Raw genomic sequence first — 22,384 nt, forward strand, 5'->3', positions numbered from 1 at the left:
TTTGCAGTTGCCAGACCGCAAGATGTTTTAACAAATCAAAAGGGGTTTTAATAACTGGCTTAAAGCTGAAAGCTTTCCGGAACCCCCAGCCTAGCTGGGGGTTTTCCATAGACAAAAAACGGGTCGCCGAAGCGACCCGTTTTATGCCGTATTAAGGATTACAGCAGCGCTTTCGCTTTGGCGATCACGTTGTCCACCGTGAAGCCAAACTCTTCAAACAGCAGCTCTGCCGGGGCGGATTCACCGAAGGTGGTCATCCCGACAATAGCGCCGTTCAGGCCGACGTATTTGAACCAGTAGTCAGCGATACCCGCTTCAATCGCCACACGCGCAGAGACCGCTTTCGGCAGCACGGATTCACGGTAGGCCGCATCCTGCTTGTCGAACGCGTCGGTGGACGGCATGGAAACCACGCGCGCCTTCACGCCTTCGGCAGTCAGTTTTTCGTAGGCGGCAACCGCCAGCTCAACCTCAGAACCGGTCGCAATGAAGATAATCTGCGGCTGGCCCGCACAATCTTTCAGTACGTAACCACCGCGGGCGATATTCGCCAGTTGCTCTTCAGTACGCTCCTGCTGCGCCAGGTTCTGACGGGACAGAATCAGCGCGGTTGGGCCATCCTGACGCTCTACGCCATATTTCCACGCCACCGCGGATTCCACCTGGTCGCACGGACGCCATGTGGACATGTTCGGCGTTACGCGCAGGCTTGCCACCTGCTCGACCGGCTGGTGCGTCGGGCCATCTTCGCCCAGACCGATGGAGTCGTGGGTATAGACCATCACCTGACGCTGTTTCATCAACGCTGCCATACGCACTGCGTTACGGGCATATTCGACGAACATCAGGAAGGTGGAGGTGTACGGCAGGAAACCGCCGTGCAGGGCGATACCGTTGGCGATAGCGGTCATACCGAATTCGCGCACACCGTAATGAATGTAGTTACCTGCGGCATCTTCGTTAATCGCTTTCGAACCGGACCACAGGGTCAGGTTAGACGGTGCCAGGTCAGCGGAGCCGCCGAGGAATTCCGGCAACAGCGGACCGAAGGCTTCGATGGCATTCTGGGACGCTTTACGGCTGGCGATTTTGGATGGATTCGCCTGCAGTTTAGCGATGAACTCATTCGCTTTCGCATTGAAGTCAGCCGGCATGTCGCCTTTCATACGACGAGTGAATTCAGCAGCTTCCTGCGGGAAGGCTTTCTCATAAGCCGCGAATTTCTCATTCCATGCAGACTCTTTCGCCTGGCCGGCTTCTTTCGCATCCCACTGGGCGTAGATTTCAGACGGGATTTCGAACGGCGCGTATTTCCAGCCCAACTGTTCGCGGGTCAGCGCGATTTCCGCGTCGCCCAGCGGCGCGCCGTGGGAATCGTGGGTACCCTGTTTGTTCGGCGAACCGAAGCCGATGATGGTTTTGCACATCAGCAGGGACGGTTTGTCAGTCACGGCGCGAGCTTCTTCCGTGGCACGTTTAATGGCGTCGGCATCGTGACCGTCAATGCCACGGATAACGTGCCAGCCGTAGGCTTCAAAACGTTTCGCGGTGTCATCGGTGAACCAGCCTTCAACATGACCATCGATAGAGATACCGTTGTCATCATAGAACGCGATCAGTTTGCCCAGTTTCAGAGTACCAGCCAGAGAGCACACTTCGTGAGAAATGCCTTCCATCATGCAGCCGTCGCCCATAAAGACGTAGGTGAAGTGGTCAACGATGTCGTGGCCAGGACGGTTAAACTGCGCCGCCAGAGTTTTCTCGGCAATCGCCATCCCGACGGCGTTGGCAATACCCTGCCCCAGCGGGCCGGTAGTGGTTTCAACGCCAGCGGTGTAGCCCACTTCCGGGTGACCAGGGGTTTTTGAATGTAGCTGACGGAAATTCTGCAGTTCGGACATCGGCAGGTCATAACCGGTGAGGTGCAGCAGGCTGTAAATCAGCATTGAGCCGTGGCCATTGGACAGCACGAAGCGGTCGCGGTCGGCCCAAGACGGGTTGGTCGGGTTGTGGTTCAGGAAATCACGCCACAGGACTTCGGCAATGTCAGCCATACCCATCGGGGCACCCGGGTGACCGGATTTGGCTTTCTGTACTGCGTCCATGCTCAGCGCACGAATAGCATTGGCAAGCTCTTTACGTGAGGACATTTTGACTCCAGATCGGATGTTGAAAGGCCATGCCCGTAACGACTTGACGACAGCGCGTTTTGGGCTACGCCGGAAAATTTGCCAACAATTTACCCCAAGCCGCGCGTCATGTACATGGAACATCCTTTTACCGCTTCAGAAATCTCCGGATCGTGCTCGCATGTTGCGCAATTAGCTAACTTGCCTGCCACGCTTTTCTTTATACTTAACCCAGGCGCTAATTCATCTGCAACGGGCGCATTTCAAAATAATATTAATTCGTATGGAAGAGAAAAATGAAAATTCGCGCTTTACTGCTTGCTTTGGGCATGGCGACGGTGCTGACCGGTTGCCAGAATATGGACTCTAATGGACTGCTTTCTTCGGGCGCTGAAGCTTTTCAGGCCTATACGTTAAGCGATGCGCAGGTAAAAGCGTTGAGCGATCAATCCTGTCAAGAGCTCGACAGCAAAGCGAAAATCGCGCCGGCGAGCAGCGAATACACTAAACGACTGGCAAAAATTGCCGCCGCGCTGGGGGATAACATTAACGGCCAGCCGGTGAACTATAAAGTTTACGAGACGAAAGACGTCAACGCGTTTGCCATGGCGAACGGTTGTATCCGCGTCTACAGCGGACTGATGGATATGATGACCGACAACGAAGTTGAAGCCGTGATCGGTCATGAAATGGGCCATGTCGCTCTGGGTCATGTAAAGAAAGGGATGCAGGTCGCGCTGGGCACTAACGCCGTGCGCGTTGCGGCGGCATCGGCAGGAGGCGTTGTCGGCAGCCTGTCGCAATCACAGCTTGGCGATCTTGGCGAAAAACTGGTGAACTCGCAGTTCTCTCAGCGTCAGGAGTCCGAAGCGGATGATTATTCTTACGATCTGTTGCGCAAACGCGGTATCAGTCCGGCAGGACTCGCCACCAGCTTTGAGAAACTGGCAAAACTGGAAGCGGGTCGTCAAAGCTCAATGTTCGACGATCACCCGGCGTCCGCCGCACGCGCACAGCATGTGCGCGATCGTATGAGCGCGGACGGGATCAAATAATCCCCGAACAGTGCCGGATGGCGGCGTGAACGCCTTATCCGGCCTACACAGGCCCGGTAAGCGTAGGCCGGATAAGCGCAGTGCCATCCGGCAAAACAACTTACTCGCCCTTCTTCGCCGCCTGGATATAGAGCATTTCTAATGCCAGCGTCGCGGCCGCCAGAGCGGTGATCTCCGACTGATCGTAAGCCGGCGCGACTTCCACTACATCCATACCGACAATGTTCAGATCTTTCAGACCACGTACCAGCTTAATGGCGCGATCGGAGGTCAAACCACCGATCACCGGCGTACCGGTGCCAGGCGCAAACGCCGGGTCCAGACAGTCGATATCAAAGGTCAGATAGACCGGCATATCGCCGACGATCTGTTTCACCTGAGCGAGAATATCATCCACGCCGCGATCGTTGACCTGGCAGGCATCCAGCACGGTAAAGCCATTGTCTTTGTCAAACTCAGTGCGAATACCGATCTGTACCGAATGATGCGGATCGATCAGGCCTTCTTTCGGCGCGGTGTAGAACATCGTGCCGTGATCGAATTCGCAGCCGTTAGCGTAGGTATCGGTATGCGCGTCAAAATGTACCAGCGCCATTTTGCCAAAATGTTTCGCGTGGGCGCGCAGCAGCGGCAGCGTGACGAAGTGGTCGCCGCCGAAAGAGAGCATACGCTTGCCTGCAGACAGCAGTTTTTCAGCGTGCGCCTGTAATTTTTCGCTCATTTCACGGGCATCGCCAAACGCATACACCAGATCGCCGCAGTCCACGACGTTCAGGCGCTCGCGCATGTCAAAATTCCACGGGAAACGGTGATGTTCCCAGGCGAGGTTGGTCGACACCTGACGGATCGCCGCCGGGCCATGACGGCCGCCAGCGCGACCGGACGTTGCCATATCAAACGGTACGCCAGTGATCACCCAGTCGGCATCGCTGTCATACGGCTGGAAGTTCATTGGCAGACGTAAAAAACCAAACGCATTAGAAACCAGTGAGTTATCGTACTGATGACCTAAAGTGCTCATGTCCTGACCTCTTTTAGAGTCGTTGCATTAAAACAGATGAAAAAAATCCCCTCCGCGTCGTTAAACCCGACGAGGAAGGGATTGATTTGTAAATCGCTATTGCAGCGAATTATCGCCGTTAATTCATACGGGTTCAAGTGAGTATAGCATTCTGCCGGGTGGCGGCTTTACCTTATCCAGCCTGCATTCGTAGGCCCGGTAAGCGCAGCGCCGCCGGGCATCAACGGCTACTCATCTTCAAGATAAGTATAACCGTACAGTCCCGCTTCAAATTCCTCAAGGAACTGCTGCTGCAACGCATCGTCCAGATCCGTCTGTTTTACCTGGTCGCGGAAATGCGTTAATAGCGTTTTCGGATCCAGTTGCACATATTGCAGCATATCCGCAACGGTATCGCCTTCGTCCGACAACTCAACCTCGACACTACCATCCGGGAAGACAAACACGTCAACCGCTTCAGTATCGCCAAACAGGTTGTGCATGTTACCGAGGATCTCCTGATAGGCGCCGACCATAAAGAAGCCGAGCATCGGCGGATTCTCTGGATCGTATTCCGGCATCGGCATCGTCGTGGCGATACCGTCGCCATCGATATAGTGGTCGATAGCGCCATCGGAATCACAGGTAATATCCAGCAGCACGGCACGACGTTCCGGTACCTGATCTAACCCTTCCAGCGGCAGCACCGGAAAGAGCTGATCGATTCCCCACGCGTCCGGCATCGACTGGAACAGCGAGAAGTTGACGTACATTTTGTCCGCCATCCGCTCTTGCAGTTCGTCGATAATCGGGCGATGCGCACGGTTTTGCGGGTCCAGTTGCTTCTGCACTTCATGGCACATGCTGAGATAAAGTTGCTCCGCCCAGGCGCGCTCCTGCAAACTAAACGCGCCGGAAGAGTAGCCGATATGAATATCGTGCAGATCCATTTGGCTATCATGCAGCCATTCACGCAGCGAGCGGCGGGTGCCAGGCTTATGCATCTCCTGCCAGGTTTCCCACAGATTTTGCAGCGCGCGCGGCGCATCTTCAGCAGGGGCGGTCGGATCCGTGTATTCGTTACGCTCCACGCCGATAATGTTAGAGACCAGTACCGTATGGTGCGCAGTGACGGCGCGCCCAGACTCGGTAATCACCGTCGGATGCGGTAAACCATGCTCTTCGCAGGCATCGCCAATCGCCCAGATGATGTTATTGGCATATTCGTTCAGGCCATAGTTCACCGAACAGTCGGACTGCGAGCGGGTACCTTCATAATCCACGCCCAGACCGCCGCCCACGTCGAAGCACTGGATATTAACGCCCAGCTTATGCAGCTCAACATAGAAACGCGCGGACTCGCGCACGCCGGTCGCGATATCGCGAATGTTCGCCATCTGCGATCCCAGGTGGAAGTGCAACAGTTGCAGACTGTCCAGACGCCCAGCGTCACGCAGGGTCTCCACCAGTTGCAGCACCTGCGTCGCCGCCAGGCCGAATTTTGATTTTTCGCCGCCGGAGGATTGCCACTTACCGGACCCCTGAGAGGCCAGACGCGCACGCACGCCCAGGCGAGGAACCACGTTCAGGCGCTCGGCCTCTTCCAGCACAATCGCGATTTCAGACATCTTTTCGATGACCAGATAAACCTTATGGCCCATCTTCTCGCCAATCAGCGCCAGCCGAATATATTCACGGTCTTTATAACCATTACAGACGATCACGCTACGGGTCATGCCGGCATGCGCCAGCACCGCCATCAATTCCGCTTTCGACCCCGCTTCCAGCCCCAACGGTTCACCGGAATGGATAAGGGACTCGATCACGCGGCGATGCTGATTGACCTTAATCGGATAAACGAGGAAGTAGTCGCCGTTATAACCGTAAGATTCACGCGCACGCTTAAACGCCGCGTTAATTGAACGCAAACGGTGTTGCAGGATCTGCGGGAAGCAGAACAGCGCCGGCAGACGCTGACCTTGCGCTTCGCGCGCTTTCACCAGTTTGGCAAGATCGACACGCGCTTCCGGTACGTCGGGATCGGGGCATACGCTAATATGGCCCAGCTCGTTGACGTCGTAGTAGTTATTGCCCCACCAGGCAATATTGTAAGTGCGCAGCATCTTGCTGGCTTCCTGGGAGCTCATTGCAACCTCCTGCATGGAGCGTAGTACACCCTGTTCGCCTGCTGACGAAGGCGAACCCATAGACATGTCGTCAGACATAGCGAACCTCAATTTTTATTAGCAAGTGTAAAACAGTTGACTACTATCGCAATCCGAAGACGCGATAACAACCCATAGACAAGCGGATTTTCCAGCAGATAGCGCTGATGCTCCGCCTGCGCGACCGGTTTCTTTTTCATATCATTGTAAACACGTAACCGAACTCACAGATAACGGTTCGGCGAAACCACGAGAAAACTCTTGCGTTAACAAGAGCGCCCTTGTTCAGTCTTCAGCGCCATTGCCGGCTCTGGAATCCTGAGAAGCGCCGAGATGGGTATAACATCGGCAGGTATGCAAAGCAGAGATGCAGATTGCGGGAGACATGCGCGCACCAGAACGATGCGACAGATTCAGCAGAATACAACGGTTCATTATCTCGTATCACCTCCACGGCCGCCTCGTAAGACGAACCCACAAGCCAAAGCAACGTTTTAACCCGGCTGGAAGTGGCGACACGAAGAAAACGTCGTGTGCTTTTGTATGAGCCGCGCGTCGCGTTTTATACCCAGAACGCAGAAAAAAAGCAAAGCATAAATGCGCATAATGTCAGCATTATCAGAAACGTTTACCGCCTGATTTTGACCGACATTGCGACGGCCTTCAAAAAAAGCTGGAAATTGGGCGAAGAAGTGACCTAAAATAGCCGTCCAGATGTTAATCCATCCATACTGATTAACACTCAGACTGCCAGTGTTAGTAACCTTCAGACTCATGGTAGAATCTTCTGTCATGACTATTCCGCACAACAGTTTGAGCTAACTAAATTCTCCTTAGGTGAAATTAAATATGGCAAAACACCTTTTTACGTCTGAGTCCGTATCAGAAGGGCATCCTGACAAAATCGCAGACCAAATCTCTGATGCCGTGTTGGACGCTATCCTGCAACAGGATCCGAAAGCACGCGTCGCCTGTGAAACCTACGTTAAAACCGGCATGGTTTTAGTTGGCGGTGAGATCACCACCAGCGCCTGGGTCGATATCGAAGAGATTACCCGTAATACGGTGCGCGAAATTGGCTATGTGCATTCCGACATGGGCTTTGACGCCAACTCTTGCGCGGTACTGAGCGCAATTGGCAAACAGTCTCCGGATATCAACCAGGGCGTTGACCGCGCAGACCCGCTGGAACAAGGCGCGGGCGACCAGGGCCTGATGTTTGGCTACGCGACAAATGAAACCGACGTACTGATGCCTGCGCCAATCACCTACGCGCACCGTCTGGTACAGCGTCAGGCTGAAGTGCGTAAAAATGGCACCCTGCCATGGTTGCGTCCGGATGCAAAAAGCCAGGTCACTTTCCAGTATGACGACGGCAAAATCGTCGGTATCGACGCCGTGGTTCTCTCTACGCAGCACGCAGAAGATATCGACCAAAAATCGCTGCAAGAAGCGGTGATGGAAGAGATCATCAAACCCATTCTGCCGTCTGAATGGTTAAATACGTCCACTAAGTTTTTTATCAACCCAACCGGGCGTTTTGTTATCGGCGGCCCGATGGGCGATTGTGGTCTGACCGGTCGTAAGATCATCGTTGATACCTACGGCGGTATGGCGCGTCACGGCGGCGGCGCCTTCTCCGGTAAAGATCCGTCTAAAGTTGACCGTTCTGCAGCTTACGCTGCGCGTTATGTCGCGAAAAACATCGTGGCGGCAGGTCTGGCGGATCGCTGTGAAATCCAGGTCTCCTACGCTATCGGCGTAGCGGAGCCGACGTCCATCATGGTGGAAACGTTCGGTACTGAAAAAGTGCCTGCTGAACAGTTGATTCTGCTGGTGCGCGAATTCTTCGACCTGCGCCCGTACGGCTTGATTCAGATGCTGGATCTGCTGCACCCGATCTACAAAGAAACTGCGGCTTACGGCCACTTCGGTCGCGAAAACTTCCCATGGGAAAAAACCGACAAAGCGCAACTGCTGCGCGATGCTGCCGGTCTGAAATAATCGCCCGCGCCTGACGCTGTTTTTCAGTCAGGTAAACCATACCGTACTTATCAAGGCCAGCGCCCTGCTGGCCTTTATCATTGCTGATACACGCAACGTTATTAGATGTTCCAGCGTGTATTTATACTGACCTTTTTGTGATGCGCAGCACAATCCGCTCTCCTCTTTCGTTTCTTCGACTACACTTTTCATCATTCAGTTTCAGCAGCTATGAAAGCGGTTACATTCATTTTCATTGAGAACTGACCACCTCACTGTCGGTATGCTAACTCTGCGATGAAAATGTTACATAGTTTTTCAGCTTTGTCTGAATACCAGGCGATTGATAGGGTTATAAGATTATTAAAACTATTATTTTTCAGATAATTAAATAATCACCGAGATAAATAGTAGTGTAAACGATTACACCATTGTGATTAGCCTCACATCTTTTTACGGCGTACTCACCTACTCTTAACATCGATAAAATTGCTAACCCAACCGGAGGGCATAATGCCTGACAATAAAAAACAAGGGCGTTCCAACAAGGCCATGACATTTTTTGTCTGCTTTCTTGCAGCCCTGGCAGGATTACTTTTTGGCCTGGATATCGGCGTTATCGCCGGTGCTTTACCCTTCATTACCGACGAGTTTCAGATTACCGCACACACTCAGGAATGGGTGGTCAGCTCCATGATGTTTGGCGCGGCCGTCGGCGCTGTCGGCAGCGGCTGGCTCTCCTTTAAGCTGGGTCGTAAAAAAAGCCTGATGATCGGCGCTATCCTGTTCGTCGCCGGTTCGCTGTTCTCCGCTGCGGCGCCTAACGTTGAAGTCCTGATTATTTCTCGCGTGCTGCTGGGTCTGGCCGTCGGCGTCGCTTCCTACACTGCACCGTTGTACCTGTCCGAGATCGCGCCGGAAAAAATTCGCGGCAGTATGATCTCAATGTACCAACTCATGATCACCATCGGGATTCTGGGCGCTTATCTGTCCGATACCGCGTTCAGCTACAGCGGCGCATGGCGCTGGATGCTCGGCGTGATCATCATCCCGGCCATTCTGCTGCTGATCGGCGTCTTCTTCCTGCCGGACAGCCCGCGCTGGTTTGCGGCGAAACGCCGTTTCCATGATGCTGAACGCGTCCTGTTGCGCCTGCGTGACACCAGTGCGGAAGCAAAACGTGAGCTCGATGAAATTCGCGAAAGTTTGCAGGTTAAACAGAGCGGTTGGGCGCTGTTCAAAGAGAACAGCAACTTCCGCCGCGCCGTGTTTCTTGGCATTTTGTTGCAGGTAATGCAGCAATTTACCGGGATGAACGTCATCATGTATTACGCGCCGAAAATCTTCGAACTGGCGGGGTACACGAATACCACGGAGCAGATGTGGGGCACCGTTATTGTTGGTCTGACTAACGTGCTGGCAACCTTCATCGCTATCGGCCTGGTTGACCGCTGGGGCCGCAAGCCGACCCTGACGCTGGGCTTCCTGGTCATGGCGATTGGTATGGGGATTCTGGGTACGATGATGCACATCGGCATCCATTCACCGTCTGCGCAATACTTCGCTATCGCTATGCTGCTGATGTTCATCATTGGATTTGCGATGAGCGCTGGTCCGCTGATTTGGGTACTGTGCTCCGAAATCCAGCCGCTCAAAGGCCGCGATTTCGGCATCACCTGCTCCACCGCGACCAACTGGATCGCCAATATGATCGTCGGCGCAACGTTCCTGACCATGCTGAACAATCTGGGTAACGCCAACACCTTCTGGGTCTACGCTGGCCTGAACGTGCTGTTTATCCTGCTGACCCTGTGGCTGGTGCCGGAAACCAAACACGTTTCGCTGGAACACATTGAACGTAACCTGATGAAAGGTCGTAAACTGCGCGAAATCGGCGCCCACGACTAATCCCTCCACGCTTCCTCCTGCCACAGGAGGAAGCGTTTTTCTTGCAGTCCCTCTTCCGTCGCACTATTCTCTGCCGCTATGAAAACCCCTCGTCTCCCTATCGCTATCCAGCAGGCCGTGATGCGCCGTCTGCGGGAAAATCTCGCCCAGGCGAACCTCAAGCTCGATAGACATTATCCGGAGCCGAAACTGGTGTATACGCAACGCGGCACCTCGGCGGGCACCGCCTGGCTGGAGAGCTACGAAATCCGCCTCAACCCGGTGTTACTGCTGGAAAACATCGACACCTTTATTGCAGAGGTCGTGCCGCATGAACTGGCGCATCTGTTGGTGTGGAAGCACTTCGGACGCAAGGCTCCGCATGGCAAGGAATGGAAGTGGATGATGGAAAGCGTGCTGGGCGTTCCGGCCAGACGTACTCATCAATTTGCGCTGCAATCCGTACGGCGCAATACCTTTCCCTACCATTGCCAATGCCAGCAACATCAACTCACCGTCCGCCGTCATAACCGTGTGGTACGCGGCGAAGCGGTTTATCGTTGCGTTCACTGCGGCGAACCACTGGTCGCCGGGTAGTTCCCCGAAACGTCCGGGAACTTTCCTGAGCGGACTGATTGCATACAGACACAACTTTCGCTACGTTGCGGGCTCGTTTTGCTATGGAGTGTGCAATGTACCGTAATTTTTCTTTTGCTGCTGCGTTGCTGGCCGCAGCGTTTTCAGGCCAGGCATTGGCCGACGGCATTAACAATTTTTCTCAGGCCAAAGCGGCGAGCGTCAAAGTCAATGCCGACGCGCCCGGCAGCTTTTACTGCGGGTGCCAAATCCGCTGGCAGGGTAAAAAAGGCGTCGTAGACCTGGAGTCCTGCGGCTATAAGGTGCGTAAAAACGAGAATCGCGCCAGACGCATTGAGTGGGAGCACGTTGTCCCCGCCTGGCAATTCGGTCATCAGCGCCAGTGCTGGCAGGACGGCGGGCGAAAAAACTGCGCTAAAGACCCGGTCTACTGCAAAATGGAAAGCGATATGCATAACCTGCAACCCGCGATTGGCGAAGTGAATGGCGATCGCGGCAACTTTATGTATAGCCAGTGGAACGGCGGCGAAGGTCAGTACGGGCAGTGCGCCATGAAAGTGGATTTTAAAGCGAAGCTCGCCGAGCCGCCCGCCCGCGCCCGTGGCGCAATCGCCCGCACTTATTTTTATATGCGCGACCAATACCAACTGAAACTTTCCCGCCAACAAACGCAGCTTTTTAACGTCTGGGATAAGCAGTACCCCGTTACCGCCTGGGAGTGCGAGCGCGATGCGCGTATCGCGAAGGTCCAGGGTAATCATAATCCCTATGTGCAACGCGCTTGCCAGGCGCGAAAGAGCTAACCTACACTAGCGGGATTCTTGTTAACCCATGCCCTGGATAGCCAAACGCCGGGGCCATGACGCGGATTTTTTTATTATGCGTATTCCCCGCATTTATCACCCTGAATTGTTGACGTCCGGTACGCAGATTTCGTTATGCGAAGATGCGGCCAACCATATTGGTCGTGTACTGCGCATGGGAGCGGGACAAGCGTTACAGCTGTTTGACGGCAGCAATCAGGTATTCGATGCTGAAATCATTAGCGCCAGTAAGAAAAGCGTTGAAGTGCAAGTGATGAAAGGCGAAATCGACGATCGTGAATCGCCGCTACATATCCATCTGGGCCAGGTGATGTCGCGCGGTGAAAAAATGGAATTTACTATCCAGAAATCGATCGAACTAGGTGTAAGCCTCATTACGCCACTGTTCTCTGAGCGCTGTGGCGTTAAACTGGATAATGAACGTCTGAACAAAAAGCGCCAGCAGTGGCAAAAGATCGCCATCGCCGCCTGCGAACAATGCGGGCGTAACCGGGTGCCGGAAATTCGCCCGCCGATGGCGCTGGAAGCCTGGTGCGCCGAGCAAGATTCCGGGCTGAGGCTCAATCTTCATCCGCGCGCCCATGCCAGCATCAACACTCTGCCGCTGCCGGTTGAACGCGTCCGACTGCTGATCGGCCCGGAAGGCGGGCTGTCGGCGGACGAAATCGCGATGACCGCGCGCTATCAGTTTACTGATATTCTGTTAGGACCTCGCGTTCTGCGTACTGAGACAACCGCGCTCACCGCCATTACCGCGCTACAGGTGCGTTTTGGCGACTTAGGATGAAGCGTTAACGGAGAAAATAATGATCAAGCTCGGCATCGTGATGGACCCCATCGCACACATCAACATCAAGAAAGACACCAGTTTCGCTATGCTGCTGGAAGCCCAACGTCGTGGTTATGAACTTCATTATATGGAGATGGCCGACCTTTATCTGATTAACGGCGAAGCCCGCGCCTGCACGCGAACGTTGAGCGTGGAGCAAAATTACGATAAATGGTACGAGTTCGGCAGCGAGCAGGAGATTAAACTCGCCGATCTGGACGTCATTTTGATGCGCAAAGATCCGCCGTTTGATACCGAGTTTATTTATGCAACCTATATTCTGGAACGCGCTGAAGAGGAAGGGACGCTTATCGTCAACAAACCGCAAAGCCTGCGCGACTGTAATGAAAAACTGTATACTGCCTGGTTTGCCGACCTGACGCCGGAAACGCTGGTAACGCGCAATAAAGCGCAGCTCAAAGCGTTTTGGGAAAAGCACGGCGATATCATTATGAAACCGCTGGACGGTATGGGCGGCGCGTCCATTTTCCGCGTTAAGGAAGGCGATCCTAACATAGGCGTTATCGCCGAAACGCTGACCGAGCTAGGCAACCGCTACTGCATGGCGCAGAACTATCTGCCCGCGATCAAAGATGGCGATAAGCGCGTACTGGTCGTCGACGGCGAGCCGGTGCCTTACTGCCTGGCGCGTATTCCGCAGGGCGGCGAAACCCGCGGCAACCTAGCGGCTGGTGGTCGCGGCGAACCCCGTCCGTTGAGCGAAAGCGACTGGGAAATCGCCCGCCGCGTTGGACCAACGCTTAAAGCCAAAGGGCTTATTTTTGTCGGTCTGGATATTATCGGCGACCGCTTAACGGAAATTAACGTGACCAGCCCAACCTGCGTGCGTGAAATTGAAGCGGAATACCCGATCTCTATCACCGGGATGTTGATGGACGCCATCGAAGCGCGTCTGGCGAAGTAAAAGTTTATTGCCCGGTGGCGTGCGCTTACCGGGCCTGAGCAATCACGCCGCCCCGGTCGGATAAGGCGGCGCGTCAGCATCGCCATCCGGCAGTCTATTGCCCGATAAGGCCGCCGTCCTTTGGCAAAAGACGGCTTATATGAGTGACAACCGTCCGCTTTCCCCACATACTGAACGCTGTCGTTTTTTTGAACCAGGAAACAGAACCTCTGACAATGAATTTACAGCATCACTTTCTTATTGCCATGCCTGCGCTCCAGGACCCGATTTTCCGCCGTTCCGTGGTGTATATTTGCGAGCACAACCAGGACGGCGCTATGGGGATTATTATTAATAAGCCTTTGGAAAATCTGCAAATTGAAGGGATTCTGGAAAAACTAAAAATTACGCCGGAACCGCGCGATTCGGCAATTCGTCTTGATAAAGCCGTGATGCTCGGCGGCCCGCTGGCGGAAGATCGCGGATTTATTCTCCATACTCCGCCGTCACGTTTCGCCTCCAGCATTCGTATCTCAGACAATACCGTGATTACCACCTCCCGCGATGTGCTGGAAACGTTAGGTACCCAACAACAGCCTTCCGATGTGCTGGTCGCGCTGGGCTACGCCTCCTGGGATAAAGGCCAGCTTGAACAAGAGTTGCTTGATAACGCCTGGCTTACCGCGCCCGCCGATCTCAATATTTTGTTCAAAACGCCCATTGCCGAGCGCTGGCGCGAAGCGGCAAAACTTATTGGCATTGATATTCTGACCATGCCTGGCGTTGCGGGGCACGCCTGATGAGCGACACCTTACTGGCCTTTGACTTCGGCACAAAAAGCATCGGCGTTGCAATAGGACAACGCATTACCGGCACCGCCCGTCCGCTTCCGGCAATCAAAGCACAGGACGGCACGCCCGACTGGACGCTCATTGAACGTTTGCTGAAAGAGTGGCAGCCGGACGAAATTATTGTCGGGCTACCGCTCAATATGGATGGCACTGAACAACCGCTGACGGCGCGCGCCCGTAAATTCGCCAACCGTATTCATGGGCGCTTCGGGGTAACTGTCACGCTACACGATGAACGACTCAGCACCGTTGAAGCACGCTCCGGTCTGTTTGAACGAGGTGGGTATCGCGCGCTGAATAAAGGCAAAGTGGACTCGGCCTCCGCCGTGATTATCCTCGAAAGCTATTTTGAACAGGGGTATTAAAGCCGTTTTTGTCAGCAGGCGGATAACGCGGTCACGGTTGCCAGGCTTACTGGGCAATAAGCTGGTTTAATGCCTTCAACGCCTGTAAACGCGCAGCCGCCTCCGCCTCATCAATCCGCCACATTCCCGCAAAGGCCAGCGCTGCGGCGTGCTTGTCTAGCGGTTGCGCCATAGAAACTTCACCATCAGCGTGATGCCACAGCACGTATCCCCGCTGGCGCTGCTGCGCCACATGCGGTGCCAGATTACGCCACTGCTCCGGACTAAAACGCTGCATTAGCGCCTCATCGCTTTCTGCCGCCAGTAACGCCACCCCAGGTACCGACTGCCAGGCCAGGCACATGCGAAACCCCGCCAGCGCCTGACTTCCCTGCGCCCCCGGCGTAGAGTGATAAATATAGATAATCTGGTCTTCCCATAGCACGCCTAATGCCACCACGATGTCTCTGGGCGCATGTCGCTCAAGGATAGGCAACGCATGGGAGAACAGCGCTGAACCGCGAATCGCCTGCGCCGCCAAAGCATGAATGCCTGGCCCGGGTAAATAGCGTCGGTGCTCATCCTGCATCGTGAGTCCAATAGAGGCCATCGTCATTAACAGGCGATTAACGCGCGTGGTATTAATATCCATCAGCCGGGCAAGCTCGCGACATCCGATAGCACGGTCGCTGGAGACCAGATATTGCAGACAGCGAATGCCATCTATCAGGCTTTGATTCGGTTGTGATGACATCGTTAAATGACTTCGCTGTGGTTTTAACAAAGCTGCGATTTTAACGCCGGTTCGCCAGGATACAAGCCTGTATGCCGTTCAATCCACCGCGCCAGTCAACACTTCCCCTTCCCTACGCCGCCATCTTCGCTACAGCCGTCCCTGCGCCTGACGCCATTGCGCGCTCTGGGCGAATGTCATCATCCCCTGCTGCTGCCCGGTTTGTATCACGTGGGCCAACTGATGGAGTTTGCCTTCACGGATCAAATTCCCTGTGGCTGGCGTATTAATCAGTAATTCAAACAACGCCACGCGCCCATCCTGTCTGTCGACCTCCAGTTTTTGCGATAGTACGGCGCGCAGACTACCCGCCAGTTGACTGCGTACCGGTTCTTTTTCCTGCGCCGGAAAACTATCCACTAATCTTTCCACCGCCTGCGCCGCGCCGCGAGTATGCAGGGTTGCCAGTACCAGATGCCCCGTTTCCGCCGCCGTCAGCGCCAGGCGAATGGTCTCGCTGTCACGCAGCTCTCCCAGTAAAATGACATCGGGATCTTCACGTAACGCCGCGCGCAGCCCGGCGGCAAAAGTGGCGCAATGCTGGCCGATTTCCCGCTGCTGTATCAGGCAACGCTTGCTGGTGTAACGGTACTCAATAGGATCTTCCAGCGTCAGGATGTGTTTATCGGCATGTTGATTAAGATGTCCCACCATCGCCGCCAGCGTAGTGGATTTCCCGCAGCCAGTAGCGCCAGTGACCAGAATCAGTCCGTTCTCGCTGGCAAGCAGTGCGGGTACTATCGGCGGCGTCTGGATTTCCGCCAGATCAGGACAACGCTCGGGCAATAGCCGTATCGCCAGCGACGTTCCCTGTTGATGTGTGAACGCACTGGCGCGCAGGCGCCGCGTGCCAGACAGCGAGACGGCGAAATCAAGCTGACCGTGCGTTCGCCACTGATATTGTTGCGCGTCATTAAGCCAATCAAGCAGAAGCCTGTCGACATCAGGCGCGGTAAAAGGCGCGGTCTCCATGCGTCCTTGTTTGCGCCATCGCGCAGGCCAGGCGTTACACAGGTGTAGATCCGAGACGTTATGCTTTACACTAAGCGTCACAATTTCTTCCATATTCATATAAACATCCTCGGAAAATGAACGATATCGCGCATAACCTGGCACACATCCGGGACAAAATCTCCGCCGCGGCGACGCGTTGTGGCCGCTCTTCAGAAGAAGTTACGTTGCTTGCAGTGAGTAAAACCAAACCTGCGAGCGACATCGCAGAAGCCATTGCCGCCGGACAACGGGCATTTGGTGAAAATTATGTACAAGAGGGGGTGGAAAAAATCCGCCACTTTCAGGAAGCGAAAGTGGAAGGCCTGCACTGGCACTTTATTGGCCCTTTACAGTCCAACAAAAGTCGGCTGGTGGCCGAGCATTTTGACTGGTGTCATACCATCGATCGCCTGCGTATCGCCTCGCGGCTGAGCGAACAGCGCCCGGATAATCTGCCGGCGCTAAATGTTCTGATCCAAATTAATATCAGCGATGAAAACAGCAAATCAGGCATTCCGCTGGCGGAACTGGATGAGCTGGCCGCTGCGGTGGCTACACTGCCGCGTCTGCGGCTTCGCGGACTGATGGCGATCCCGGCGCCAGAGTCAGATTATGTAAGGCAGTTTGAAGTCGCACGTCAAATGGCTGTAGCATTTGCCGGGCTGAAAGCGCGCTACCCTGACGTTGATACCTTATCTCTGGGTATGAGCGACGATATGGAAGCCGCGATTGCGGCAGGTAGCACAATGGTGCGCATCGGCACCGCTATCTTTGGTGCTCGTGATTACACAAAAAATTAAGGAAAACTGAGGAACGCCATGAATACGTTGACCTTCCTGCTCTCAACGGTAATTGAGCTGTATACCATGGTGCTATTATTGCGCGTGTGGATGCAGTGGGCCCGCTGTGACTTTTACAACCCTTTTTCCCAGTTCGTGGTGAAAATTACGCAGCCCATCATCGGACCGCTGCGTCGTATTATCCCGCCAATGGGGCCGATCGACAGCGCTTCCCTGCTGGTGGCGTTTATTCTTAGCGTTATTAAGGCGATAGTGCTGTTTAAGGTAATTACGTTTCAGGCGATTATCTGGATTGCCGCGGTGCTTATCTTACTTAAAACAATCGGCCTGCTGATCTTCTGGGTGCTGCTGGTCATGGCTATCATGAGCTGGGTGAGCCAGGGTCGTAGCCCGATTGAATATGTATTGATTCAGCTTGCCGAGCCGCTGCTCAGCCCGATTCGCCGTATACTGCCTGCGATGGGCGGCATCGACTTCTCGCCGATGGTTCTGGTGCTGCTGCTGTATGTCGTTAATATGGGGATCGCTGAAGTCTTACAAGCGACAGGCAACATGTTGCTGCCGGGGCTGTGGATGGCGCTATGAGTGCTGTGACTCGCTGCGAAGACGGTCTGGTGTTACGGCTTTATATTCAGCCGAAAGCCAGCCGCGACAGTATTGTGGGTTTACATGGCGACGAGGTGAAAGTCGCCATTACCGCCCCGCCGGTTGACGGTCAGGCAAACAGCCATCTGACCAAGTTTCTCGGTAAACAGTTTCGCGTGGCGAAAAGTCAGATCGTCATCGAAAAAGGCGAGCTGGGCCGTCACAAACAGGTAAAAATTATTCACCCGCAACAGATCCCGCCGGAAATTGCGGCGTTAACTGAGTAGGTATTCCATGCAAAAAGTTGTTCTCGCAACCGGCAACGCCGGTAAAGTGCGCGAGCTCGCGTCGCTGTTAAGCGATTTTGGGCTTGATGTGGTAGCGCAAACGAAACTGGGCGTTGACTCTGCGGAAGAAACCGGCCTGACGTTTATTGAAAACGCGATTCTCAAAGCGCGCCATGCCGCTAAAATGACCGGTCTGCCCGCCATTGCCGATGACTCCGGTCTGGCCGTTGACGTTTTAGGCGGCGCGCCGGGTATCTATTCCGCGCGCTATTCTGGCGAAAACGCGACAGATCAGCAAAATCTGGAAAAACTGCTGCATACTCTACGAGATGTTCCGGACGACAAACGCCAGGCGCGATTCCATTGTGTACTGGTTTATTTGCGTCATGCCGAAGATCCCACACCGATAGTCTGTCACGGTAGCTGGCCTGGCGTCATTACTCGCCAGGCGGCCGGAAATGGCGGATTTGGCTATGATCCCATTTTCTTCGTACCGTCTGAAGGCAAAACCGCCGCAGAACTGACCCGTGAAGAAAAAAGCGCGATTTCCCACCGTGGACAAGCGCTCAAGCTGCTGCTGGATGCGTTACGCAATGGCTAAACTACCGCCGCTCAGTCTTTATATTCATATTCCCTGGTGTGTACAAAAATGTCCATATTGCGACTTCAATTCCCATGCGTTGAAGGGCGAGGTGCCGCATGACGACTACGTCCAGCATCTGTTAAGCGATCTGGATGCCGACGTCGCTTGGGCGCAAGGGCGTGAAGTAAAGACCATTTTTATTGGCGGCGGTACGCCAAGCCTGCTTTCCGGGCCGGCGATGCAAACGCTGCTGGACGGCGTGCGTGCGCGCCTGAATCTGGCGGCGGATGCGGAAATTACCATGGAAGCGAACCCCGGCACGGTCGAAGCCGACCGCTTCATCGACTATCAGCGCGCCGGCGTAAACCGGATCTCCATTGGCGTGCAGAGCTTTAGTGAGCCTAAGCTGAAACGTCTTGGCCGTATTCACGGTCCACAAGAGGCGATGCGGGCAGCAAGACTGGCAAATGGGCTTGGGCTACGCAGCTTTAACCTCGACTTGATGCATGGATTGCCGGATCAAACGCTGGAAGAGGCGCTGAATGATTTGCGACAGGCGATTGCGCTTAATCCGCCGCATCTCTCATGGTATCAATTGACGATTGAACCCAACACTTTGTTCGGTTCGCGTCCGCCGGTTTTACCGGACGATGACGCGCTGTGGGATATCTTTGAGCAGGGCCACCAGTTATTAACCGCCGCGGGCTATCAGCAATACGAAACGTCGGCCTATGCCAAACCCGGTTATCAGTGCCAGCATAATCTGAACTACTGGCGCTTTGGCGACTATCTGGGTATTGGCTGCGGCGCCCACGGTAAAGTCACCTTCCCGGACGGCAGGATCTTGCGCACCACCAAAACCCGTCACCCACGCGGTTATATGCAGGGACGTTACCTGGAAAGCCAGCGTGACGTGAGTGATGACGATAAACCCTTTGAGTTCTTTATGAACCGTTTTCGGTTGCTGGAGCGCGCGCCTCGCGCCGAATTTGTCGACTACACCGGGCTTACGGAAGCGGTTATTCGTCAGCCAATCGACGAGGCTATTGCCCAGGGCTACCTGACAGAATGCGAGCAATACTGGCAGATTACCCGTCACGGTAAACTGTTTTTAAACTCTCTTCTTGAGTTGTTTCTCGCGGAATAACAAGGATAAGCCTGTCGCGCCAGCGGGTAAAATACCTGATGGCGCGACGCTTACCGACCTGTGGCGGTTAATGCGCCACCAGCAAGCGCATTATTTAATAACGCCTTTACGACGCAAATCGTCCGTATCTTTTTTCCAGCGCTCGTAACCGTCATTAATATCCATGATTTTCATGCGGATATCACTCTGTTGCATCTGAAGTTTCTGTACCGCTATATTCAGCGGATATTGCCCTTTCTCTAACGTTATCCAGTCATTCTGCGCTTTTCGACGCAGCTCTTCTGATTTCAAAAATACCTGCCGCCGTTGCTCGTGTATGTCTAAATCTCTTTTCTGCTGAATAGCCGCTTCATTGCACGGCTCACTCTGCTTACGACACGCGTCTAATGCTGGTTGATAGACCTCTTTTTCGTATTTCTCGGCATATACGCTGCTATCGTTGGCTTTTACATAATCATCGCGCTCTTTTAACGTCTTTTTAAACGCCTCGGCGCGGGTCAACGGTTTCCCATCAGCGCCTTTTCCCCAATATGCGTCCGCTTCTTTTTTAGCTACCGCTATTTTCTTATCCAGGGCAGAGAGTTGTTCTTCAAGACCGGGGATCGACGCTTTCTGCGCACGCCAGGAGGCTTCAATGTTGCCAAACCGATAGTTAAAGTCATCACTGTTGACGATCAGGTATTTATCATTCGTTTTAATGTCGTCAATAGCCCGGCCCTGATCGCTGGCTGCCATTTGTAATGAGTAATAGCTCACCGTCCAGCCAGAGGCTGGCGTCCCTTTGCTGGTTAACATGGCAGAAAATTTAACGGGACGATCTTTGGTCCAGGTTTTTTCAACAAAATAATAATCCGCCGCCATACCAACGCCGGTATACATATCTTCACGGGAAGAAATATCCCCTTCGGCAGACCAGGTGGCCTGATTGCCCGTCGAATCAAGATTTTTTAAGGTAATGGAATCCAGTTTAAGTATGCCGTGGTACTGCTTACTAAACTGTTCTTTTAAGATGTTATCGGAGGGTTGAGCAACCTCTGCCCAACTATAGCCTGAAATCAGGGCAAACAGCGCTGCGCCAGCAATCCATTGTCGAACCACTTGTGGACCTCCCGTCCAGAGACATGACGCCCACAATTATCATAACCAGGATGATAATTAGCAAGATAATAGTGTTGGTTGTGCGAGAGGTCTTCCAAAGATGGCCCCGGCCTTCCGACCGGGGCATTATCTTTAATACTGATTGAACATCGTCTGGATCTGTTTTGGATCTTTAGTCTGGGTTAACGCCAGTTGCAGTAAGACACGCGCTTTTTGCGGGTTCAGCGTGCCGGAAGCGACAAAGCCGTATTTTGCATCGTCAACTTCCGCATCCTGCGTGGTTGCGCCAGTCGGCACACGTGAAGAACGCACCACTACCGTACCGTTGTGCGCGGCGGTCGCTAGGGTATCAAAGACCGTTTTATACAGGTTGCCGTTACCCACGCCTGCGCTCACGATCCCGTCATAACCCGCGTCTACCAGCGCTTTTGCCGGCAGATCGGACGCATTCGCATAGTTATAAACGATACCGACTTTCGGCAACGCGGTCAGCTTCGACACGTCGAACGGGGTGGAGGTGGTATGTTTACGCTCTGGCGTACGCTGGTAGTCAATTTTACCGTTGTGGATATAACCCAGCGGGCCGTAGTTAACCGCTTTAAACGTCGCCACGTCAGTCGTATTGGTCTTAGTGACGTCGCGTCCGTCCATGACGGTATCATTCATTACCACCAGCACGCCGCGGTTGGCAGACTGTTTATCAGCCGCTGTTACTACCGCATTATAGAGGTTGAACGGGCCATCTGCGCTCATTGACGTGGAAGGACGCATCGCGCCGACCAGTACCACCGGTTTATTGCATTTCACGGTCAGATCGAGGAAATAAGCGGTCTCTTCCATCGTATCAGTACCGTGGGTGATCACGAAACCGTCGGTGCTGTCGCACTCGGTATTGATTTTTTTCGCCAGCGTGAGCCAGACTTCATCGTTCATATCCTGCGAGCCAATGTTAACGACCTGCTCGCCTTTCACTACCGCAATGTCCTTCAATTGAGGAACGGCATCCACCAGATTTTCGACGCCGACTTTACCTGCCGTATAATTTGATTTTGTTGCTGAATCACCGCCGCCAGCGATCGTTCCGCCGGTCGCTAAGATGGTGATATTCGGTAAAGCGAACGCTGCGCCGCTGAAACCCATTACCAGAGCAGCTAATGCCGTTTTCCTGAAAAACTCCATGTTATATCTCCAGTTATGTCAACTGGTCGCATTATCCCTATATTGCAGACGAATAATGTGACGCCATACGATTAACCAGCGATATATATCCGACAGAGAGTATTTTTTAGAGATGGATAACAAAATGCAGGAAAAAACAGAATAAAAAGGCGCAGATACGATCTGCGCCATTGTTGTCTATGGAAAACCCCCAGCTAGGCTGGGGGTTCCGGAAAGCTTTTAGCTTTAAGTCAGTTATTAAAACCCCTTTTGATTTGTTAAAACATCTTGCGGTCTGGCAACTGCAAAAGTTCAACAAGAAATCAAAAGGGGGTCCCAATGGGGGACGAAAAGAGCTTAGCGCACACCCGA

Annotated in this window: 24 protein-coding genes; 14 read left to right on the top strand and 10 right to left on the bottom strand. The window is 53.8% G+C overall.

The window, feature by feature from the left end; all coding sequences use genetic code 11:
• Positions 1 to 158 precede the first annotated feature (158 nt).
• Positions 159 to 2,150 (bottom strand): transketolase, encoded by a 1,992-nt coding sequence (tkt, locus tag AAYN39_RS10175; RefSeq protein WP_000098658.1) that lies wholly within the window; start codon positions 2,148 to 2,150, stop codon positions 159 to 161.
• Positions 2,151 to 2,425: 275 nt separating this feature from the next.
• On the opposite strand from tkt, the gene AAYN39_RS10180 reads away from it, so the two are divergent.
• Positions 2,426 to 3,184, top strand: a complete 759-nt coding sequence (locus tag AAYN39_RS10180; protein WP_000701830.1) for a M48 family metallopeptidase — start codon at positions 2,426 to 2,428, stop codon at positions 3,182 to 3,184.
• Between the two features lie 100 nt (positions 3,185 to 3,284).
• Here AAYN39_RS10180 and speB read toward each other — a convergent pair whose 3' ends face one another.
• The 5 genes from speB to AAYN39_RS10205 form a co-directional block, all read right to left on the bottom strand.
• The gene (gene speB / locus AAYN39_RS10185) at positions 3,285 to 4,205 is read right to left on the bottom strand and encodes an agmatinase (RefSeq protein ID WP_000105550.1); all 921 of its coding nucleotides are present in this window, start codon (positions 4,203 to 4,205) and stop codon (positions 3,285 to 3,287) included.
• 227 nt (positions 4,206 to 4,432) lie between these two features.
• A complete protein-coding gene (gene speA, locus AAYN39_RS10190; RefSeq protein WP_001278580.1) occupies positions 4,433 to 6,409 on the bottom strand; it encodes a biosynthetic arginine decarboxylase in 1,977 nt (658 codons plus the stop codon).
• Between the two features lie 8 nt (positions 6,410 to 6,417).
• Positions 6,418 to 6,549, bottom strand: a complete 132-nt coding sequence (yqgB, locus tag AAYN39_RS10195) for an acid stress response protein YqgB (protein WP_000729109.1) — start codon at positions 6,547 to 6,549, stop codon at positions 6,418 to 6,420.
• An 85-nt stretch (positions 6,550 to 6,634) separates the two neighbouring features.
• On the bottom strand, positions 6,635 to 6,784 hold the full coding sequence (locus AAYN39_RS10200; protein WP_001751809.1) for a hypothetical protein: 150 nt from the start codon (positions 6,782 to 6,784) through the stop codon (positions 6,635 to 6,637).
• 59 nt (positions 6,785 to 6,843) lie between these two features.
• Positions 6,844 to 7,143 carry a hypothetical protein gene (locus AAYN39_RS10205; protein ID WP_001803086.1) on the bottom strand — a complete coding sequence of 100 codons (300 nt, stop codon included), beginning with the start codon at positions 7,141 to 7,143 and terminating at the stop codon, positions 6,844 to 6,846.
• A gap of 55 nt (positions 7,144 to 7,198) precedes the next feature.
• Between AAYN39_RS10205 and metK the strand changes: the two genes are divergently transcribed.
• From metK to ruvX, 8 genes are all read left to right on the top strand, one after another.
• Positions 7,199 to 8,353 carry a methionine adenosyltransferase gene (gene metK / locus AAYN39_RS10210; RefSeq protein WP_001062140.1) on the top strand — a complete coding sequence of 385 codons (1,155 nt, stop codon included), beginning with the start codon at positions 7,199 to 7,201 and terminating at the stop codon, positions 8,351 to 8,353.
• 492 nt (positions 8,354 to 8,845) lie between these two features.
• Complete coding sequence (gene galP / locus AAYN39_RS10215; RefSeq protein ID WP_001113171.1) at positions 8,846 to 10,240, top strand: galactose/proton symporter; 1,395 nt, start codon at positions 8,846 to 8,848, stop codon at positions 10,238 to 10,240.
• A gap of 78 nt (positions 10,241 to 10,318) precedes the next feature.
• Positions 10,319 to 10,816 (top strand): SprT family zinc-dependent metalloprotease, encoded by a 498-nt coding sequence (locus tag AAYN39_RS10220; RefSeq protein ID WP_000856775.1) that lies wholly within the window; start codon positions 10,319 to 10,321, stop codon positions 10,814 to 10,816.
• Positions 10,817 to 10,911: 95 nt separating this feature from the next.
• The gene (gene endA / locus AAYN39_RS10225) at positions 10,912 to 11,619 is read left to right on the top strand and encodes a deoxyribonuclease I (protein WP_000286121.1); all 708 of its coding nucleotides are present in this window, start codon (positions 10,912 to 10,914) and stop codon (positions 11,617 to 11,619) included.
• 76 nt (positions 11,620 to 11,695) lie between these two features.
• A complete protein-coding gene (rsmE, locus tag AAYN39_RS10230) occupies positions 11,696 to 12,427 on the top strand; it encodes a 16S rRNA (uracil(1498)-N(3))-methyltransferase (RefSeq protein WP_001800534.1) in 732 nt (243 codons plus the stop codon).
• Between the two features lie 19 nt (positions 12,428 to 12,446).
• Positions 12,447 to 13,394, top strand: coding sequence for a glutathione synthase (gshB, locus tag AAYN39_RS10235; protein ID WP_000593242.1), 948 nt, complete (start codon positions 12,447 to 12,449; stop codon positions 13,392 to 13,394).
• Positions 13,395 to 13,609: 215 nt separating this feature from the next.
• Complete coding sequence (locus tag AAYN39_RS10240) at positions 13,610 to 14,173, top strand: YqgE/AlgH family protein (protein ID WP_001053167.1); 564 nt, start codon at positions 13,610 to 13,612, stop codon at positions 14,171 to 14,173.
• Positions 14,173 to 14,589 (top strand): Holliday junction resolvase RuvX, encoded by a 417-nt coding sequence (gene ruvX / locus AAYN39_RS10245; RefSeq protein ID WP_001285491.1) that lies wholly within the window; start codon positions 14,173 to 14,175, stop codon positions 14,587 to 14,589. The genes AAYN39_RS10240 and ruvX overlap by 1 nt, the downstream gene beginning before the upstream one ends.
• Positions 14,590 to 14,635: 46 nt before the next feature.
• On the opposite strand, the gene AAYN39_RS10250 is transcribed toward ruvX, so the two are convergent.
• Complete coding sequence (locus tag AAYN39_RS10250; RefSeq protein WP_000098333.1) at positions 14,636 to 15,322, bottom strand: global regulatory protein; 687 nt, start codon at positions 15,320 to 15,322, stop codon at positions 14,636 to 14,638.
• Between the two features lie 129 nt (positions 15,323 to 15,451).
• A complete protein-coding gene (locus AAYN39_RS10255; protein ID WP_001055657.1) occupies positions 15,452 to 16,432 on the bottom strand; it encodes a type IV pilus twitching motility protein PilT in 981 nt (326 codons plus the stop codon).
• Between the two features lie 17 nt (positions 16,433 to 16,449).
• On the opposite strand from AAYN39_RS10255, the gene AAYN39_RS10260 reads away from it, so the two are divergent.
• Genes AAYN39_RS10260 through hemW form a run of 5 tightly spaced genes read left to right on the top strand, consistent with a single transcriptional unit; the run spans position 16,450 to position 19,756 of the window.
• Complete coding sequence (locus AAYN39_RS10260) at positions 16,450 to 17,154, top strand: YggS family pyridoxal phosphate-dependent enzyme (RefSeq protein WP_000997790.1); 705 nt, start codon at positions 16,450 to 16,452, stop codon at positions 17,152 to 17,154.
• Between the two features lie 18 nt (positions 17,155 to 17,172).
• Entirely contained in the window at positions 17,173 to 17,739 is a 567-nt protein-coding gene (locus tag AAYN39_RS10265; protein WP_001094848.1) for a YggT family protein, read from the top strand.
• Positions 17,736 to 18,026 (top strand): DUF167 family protein YggU, encoded by a 291-nt coding sequence (yggU, locus tag AAYN39_RS10270; protein ID WP_001277205.1) that lies wholly within the window; start codon positions 17,736 to 17,738, stop codon positions 18,024 to 18,026. The genes AAYN39_RS10265 and yggU overlap by 4 nt, the downstream gene beginning before the upstream one ends.
• A gap of 7 nt (positions 18,027 to 18,033) precedes the next feature.
• Positions 18,034 to 18,627 (top strand): XTP/dITP diphosphatase, encoded by a 594-nt coding sequence (locus tag AAYN39_RS10275; RefSeq protein WP_001174773.1) that lies wholly within the window; start codon positions 18,034 to 18,036, stop codon positions 18,625 to 18,627.
• A complete protein-coding gene (gene hemW / locus AAYN39_RS10280) occupies positions 18,620 to 19,756 on the top strand; it encodes a radical SAM family heme chaperone HemW (protein WP_001096530.1) in 1,137 nt (378 codons plus the stop codon). Before AAYN39_RS10275 ends, hemW begins: the two co-directional genes overlap by 8 nt.
• A gap of 90 nt (positions 19,757 to 19,846) precedes the next feature.
• Here hemW and AAYN39_RS10285 read toward each other — a convergent pair whose 3' ends face one another.
• Both AAYN39_RS10285 and ansB read right to left on the bottom strand, forming a co-directional pair.
• A complete protein-coding gene (locus AAYN39_RS10285; RefSeq protein WP_000252198.1) occupies positions 19,847 to 20,854 on the bottom strand; it encodes a DUF1202 domain-containing protein in 1,008 nt (335 codons plus the stop codon).
• Between the two features lie 132 nt (positions 20,855 to 20,986).
• Entirely contained in the window at positions 20,987 to 22,033 is a 1,047-nt protein-coding gene (ansB, locus tag AAYN39_RS10290) for an L-asparaginase 2 (protein WP_000394189.1), read from the bottom strand.
• Positions 22,034 to 22,384: the final 351 nt, after the last annotated feature.

Origin of the sequence: Salmonella sp. K21076, assembly GCF_039650795.1 — a bacterium.
Lineage (GTDB): Bacteria > Pseudomonadota > Gammaproteobacteria > Enterobacterales > Enterobacteriaceae > Salmonella > Salmonella enterica.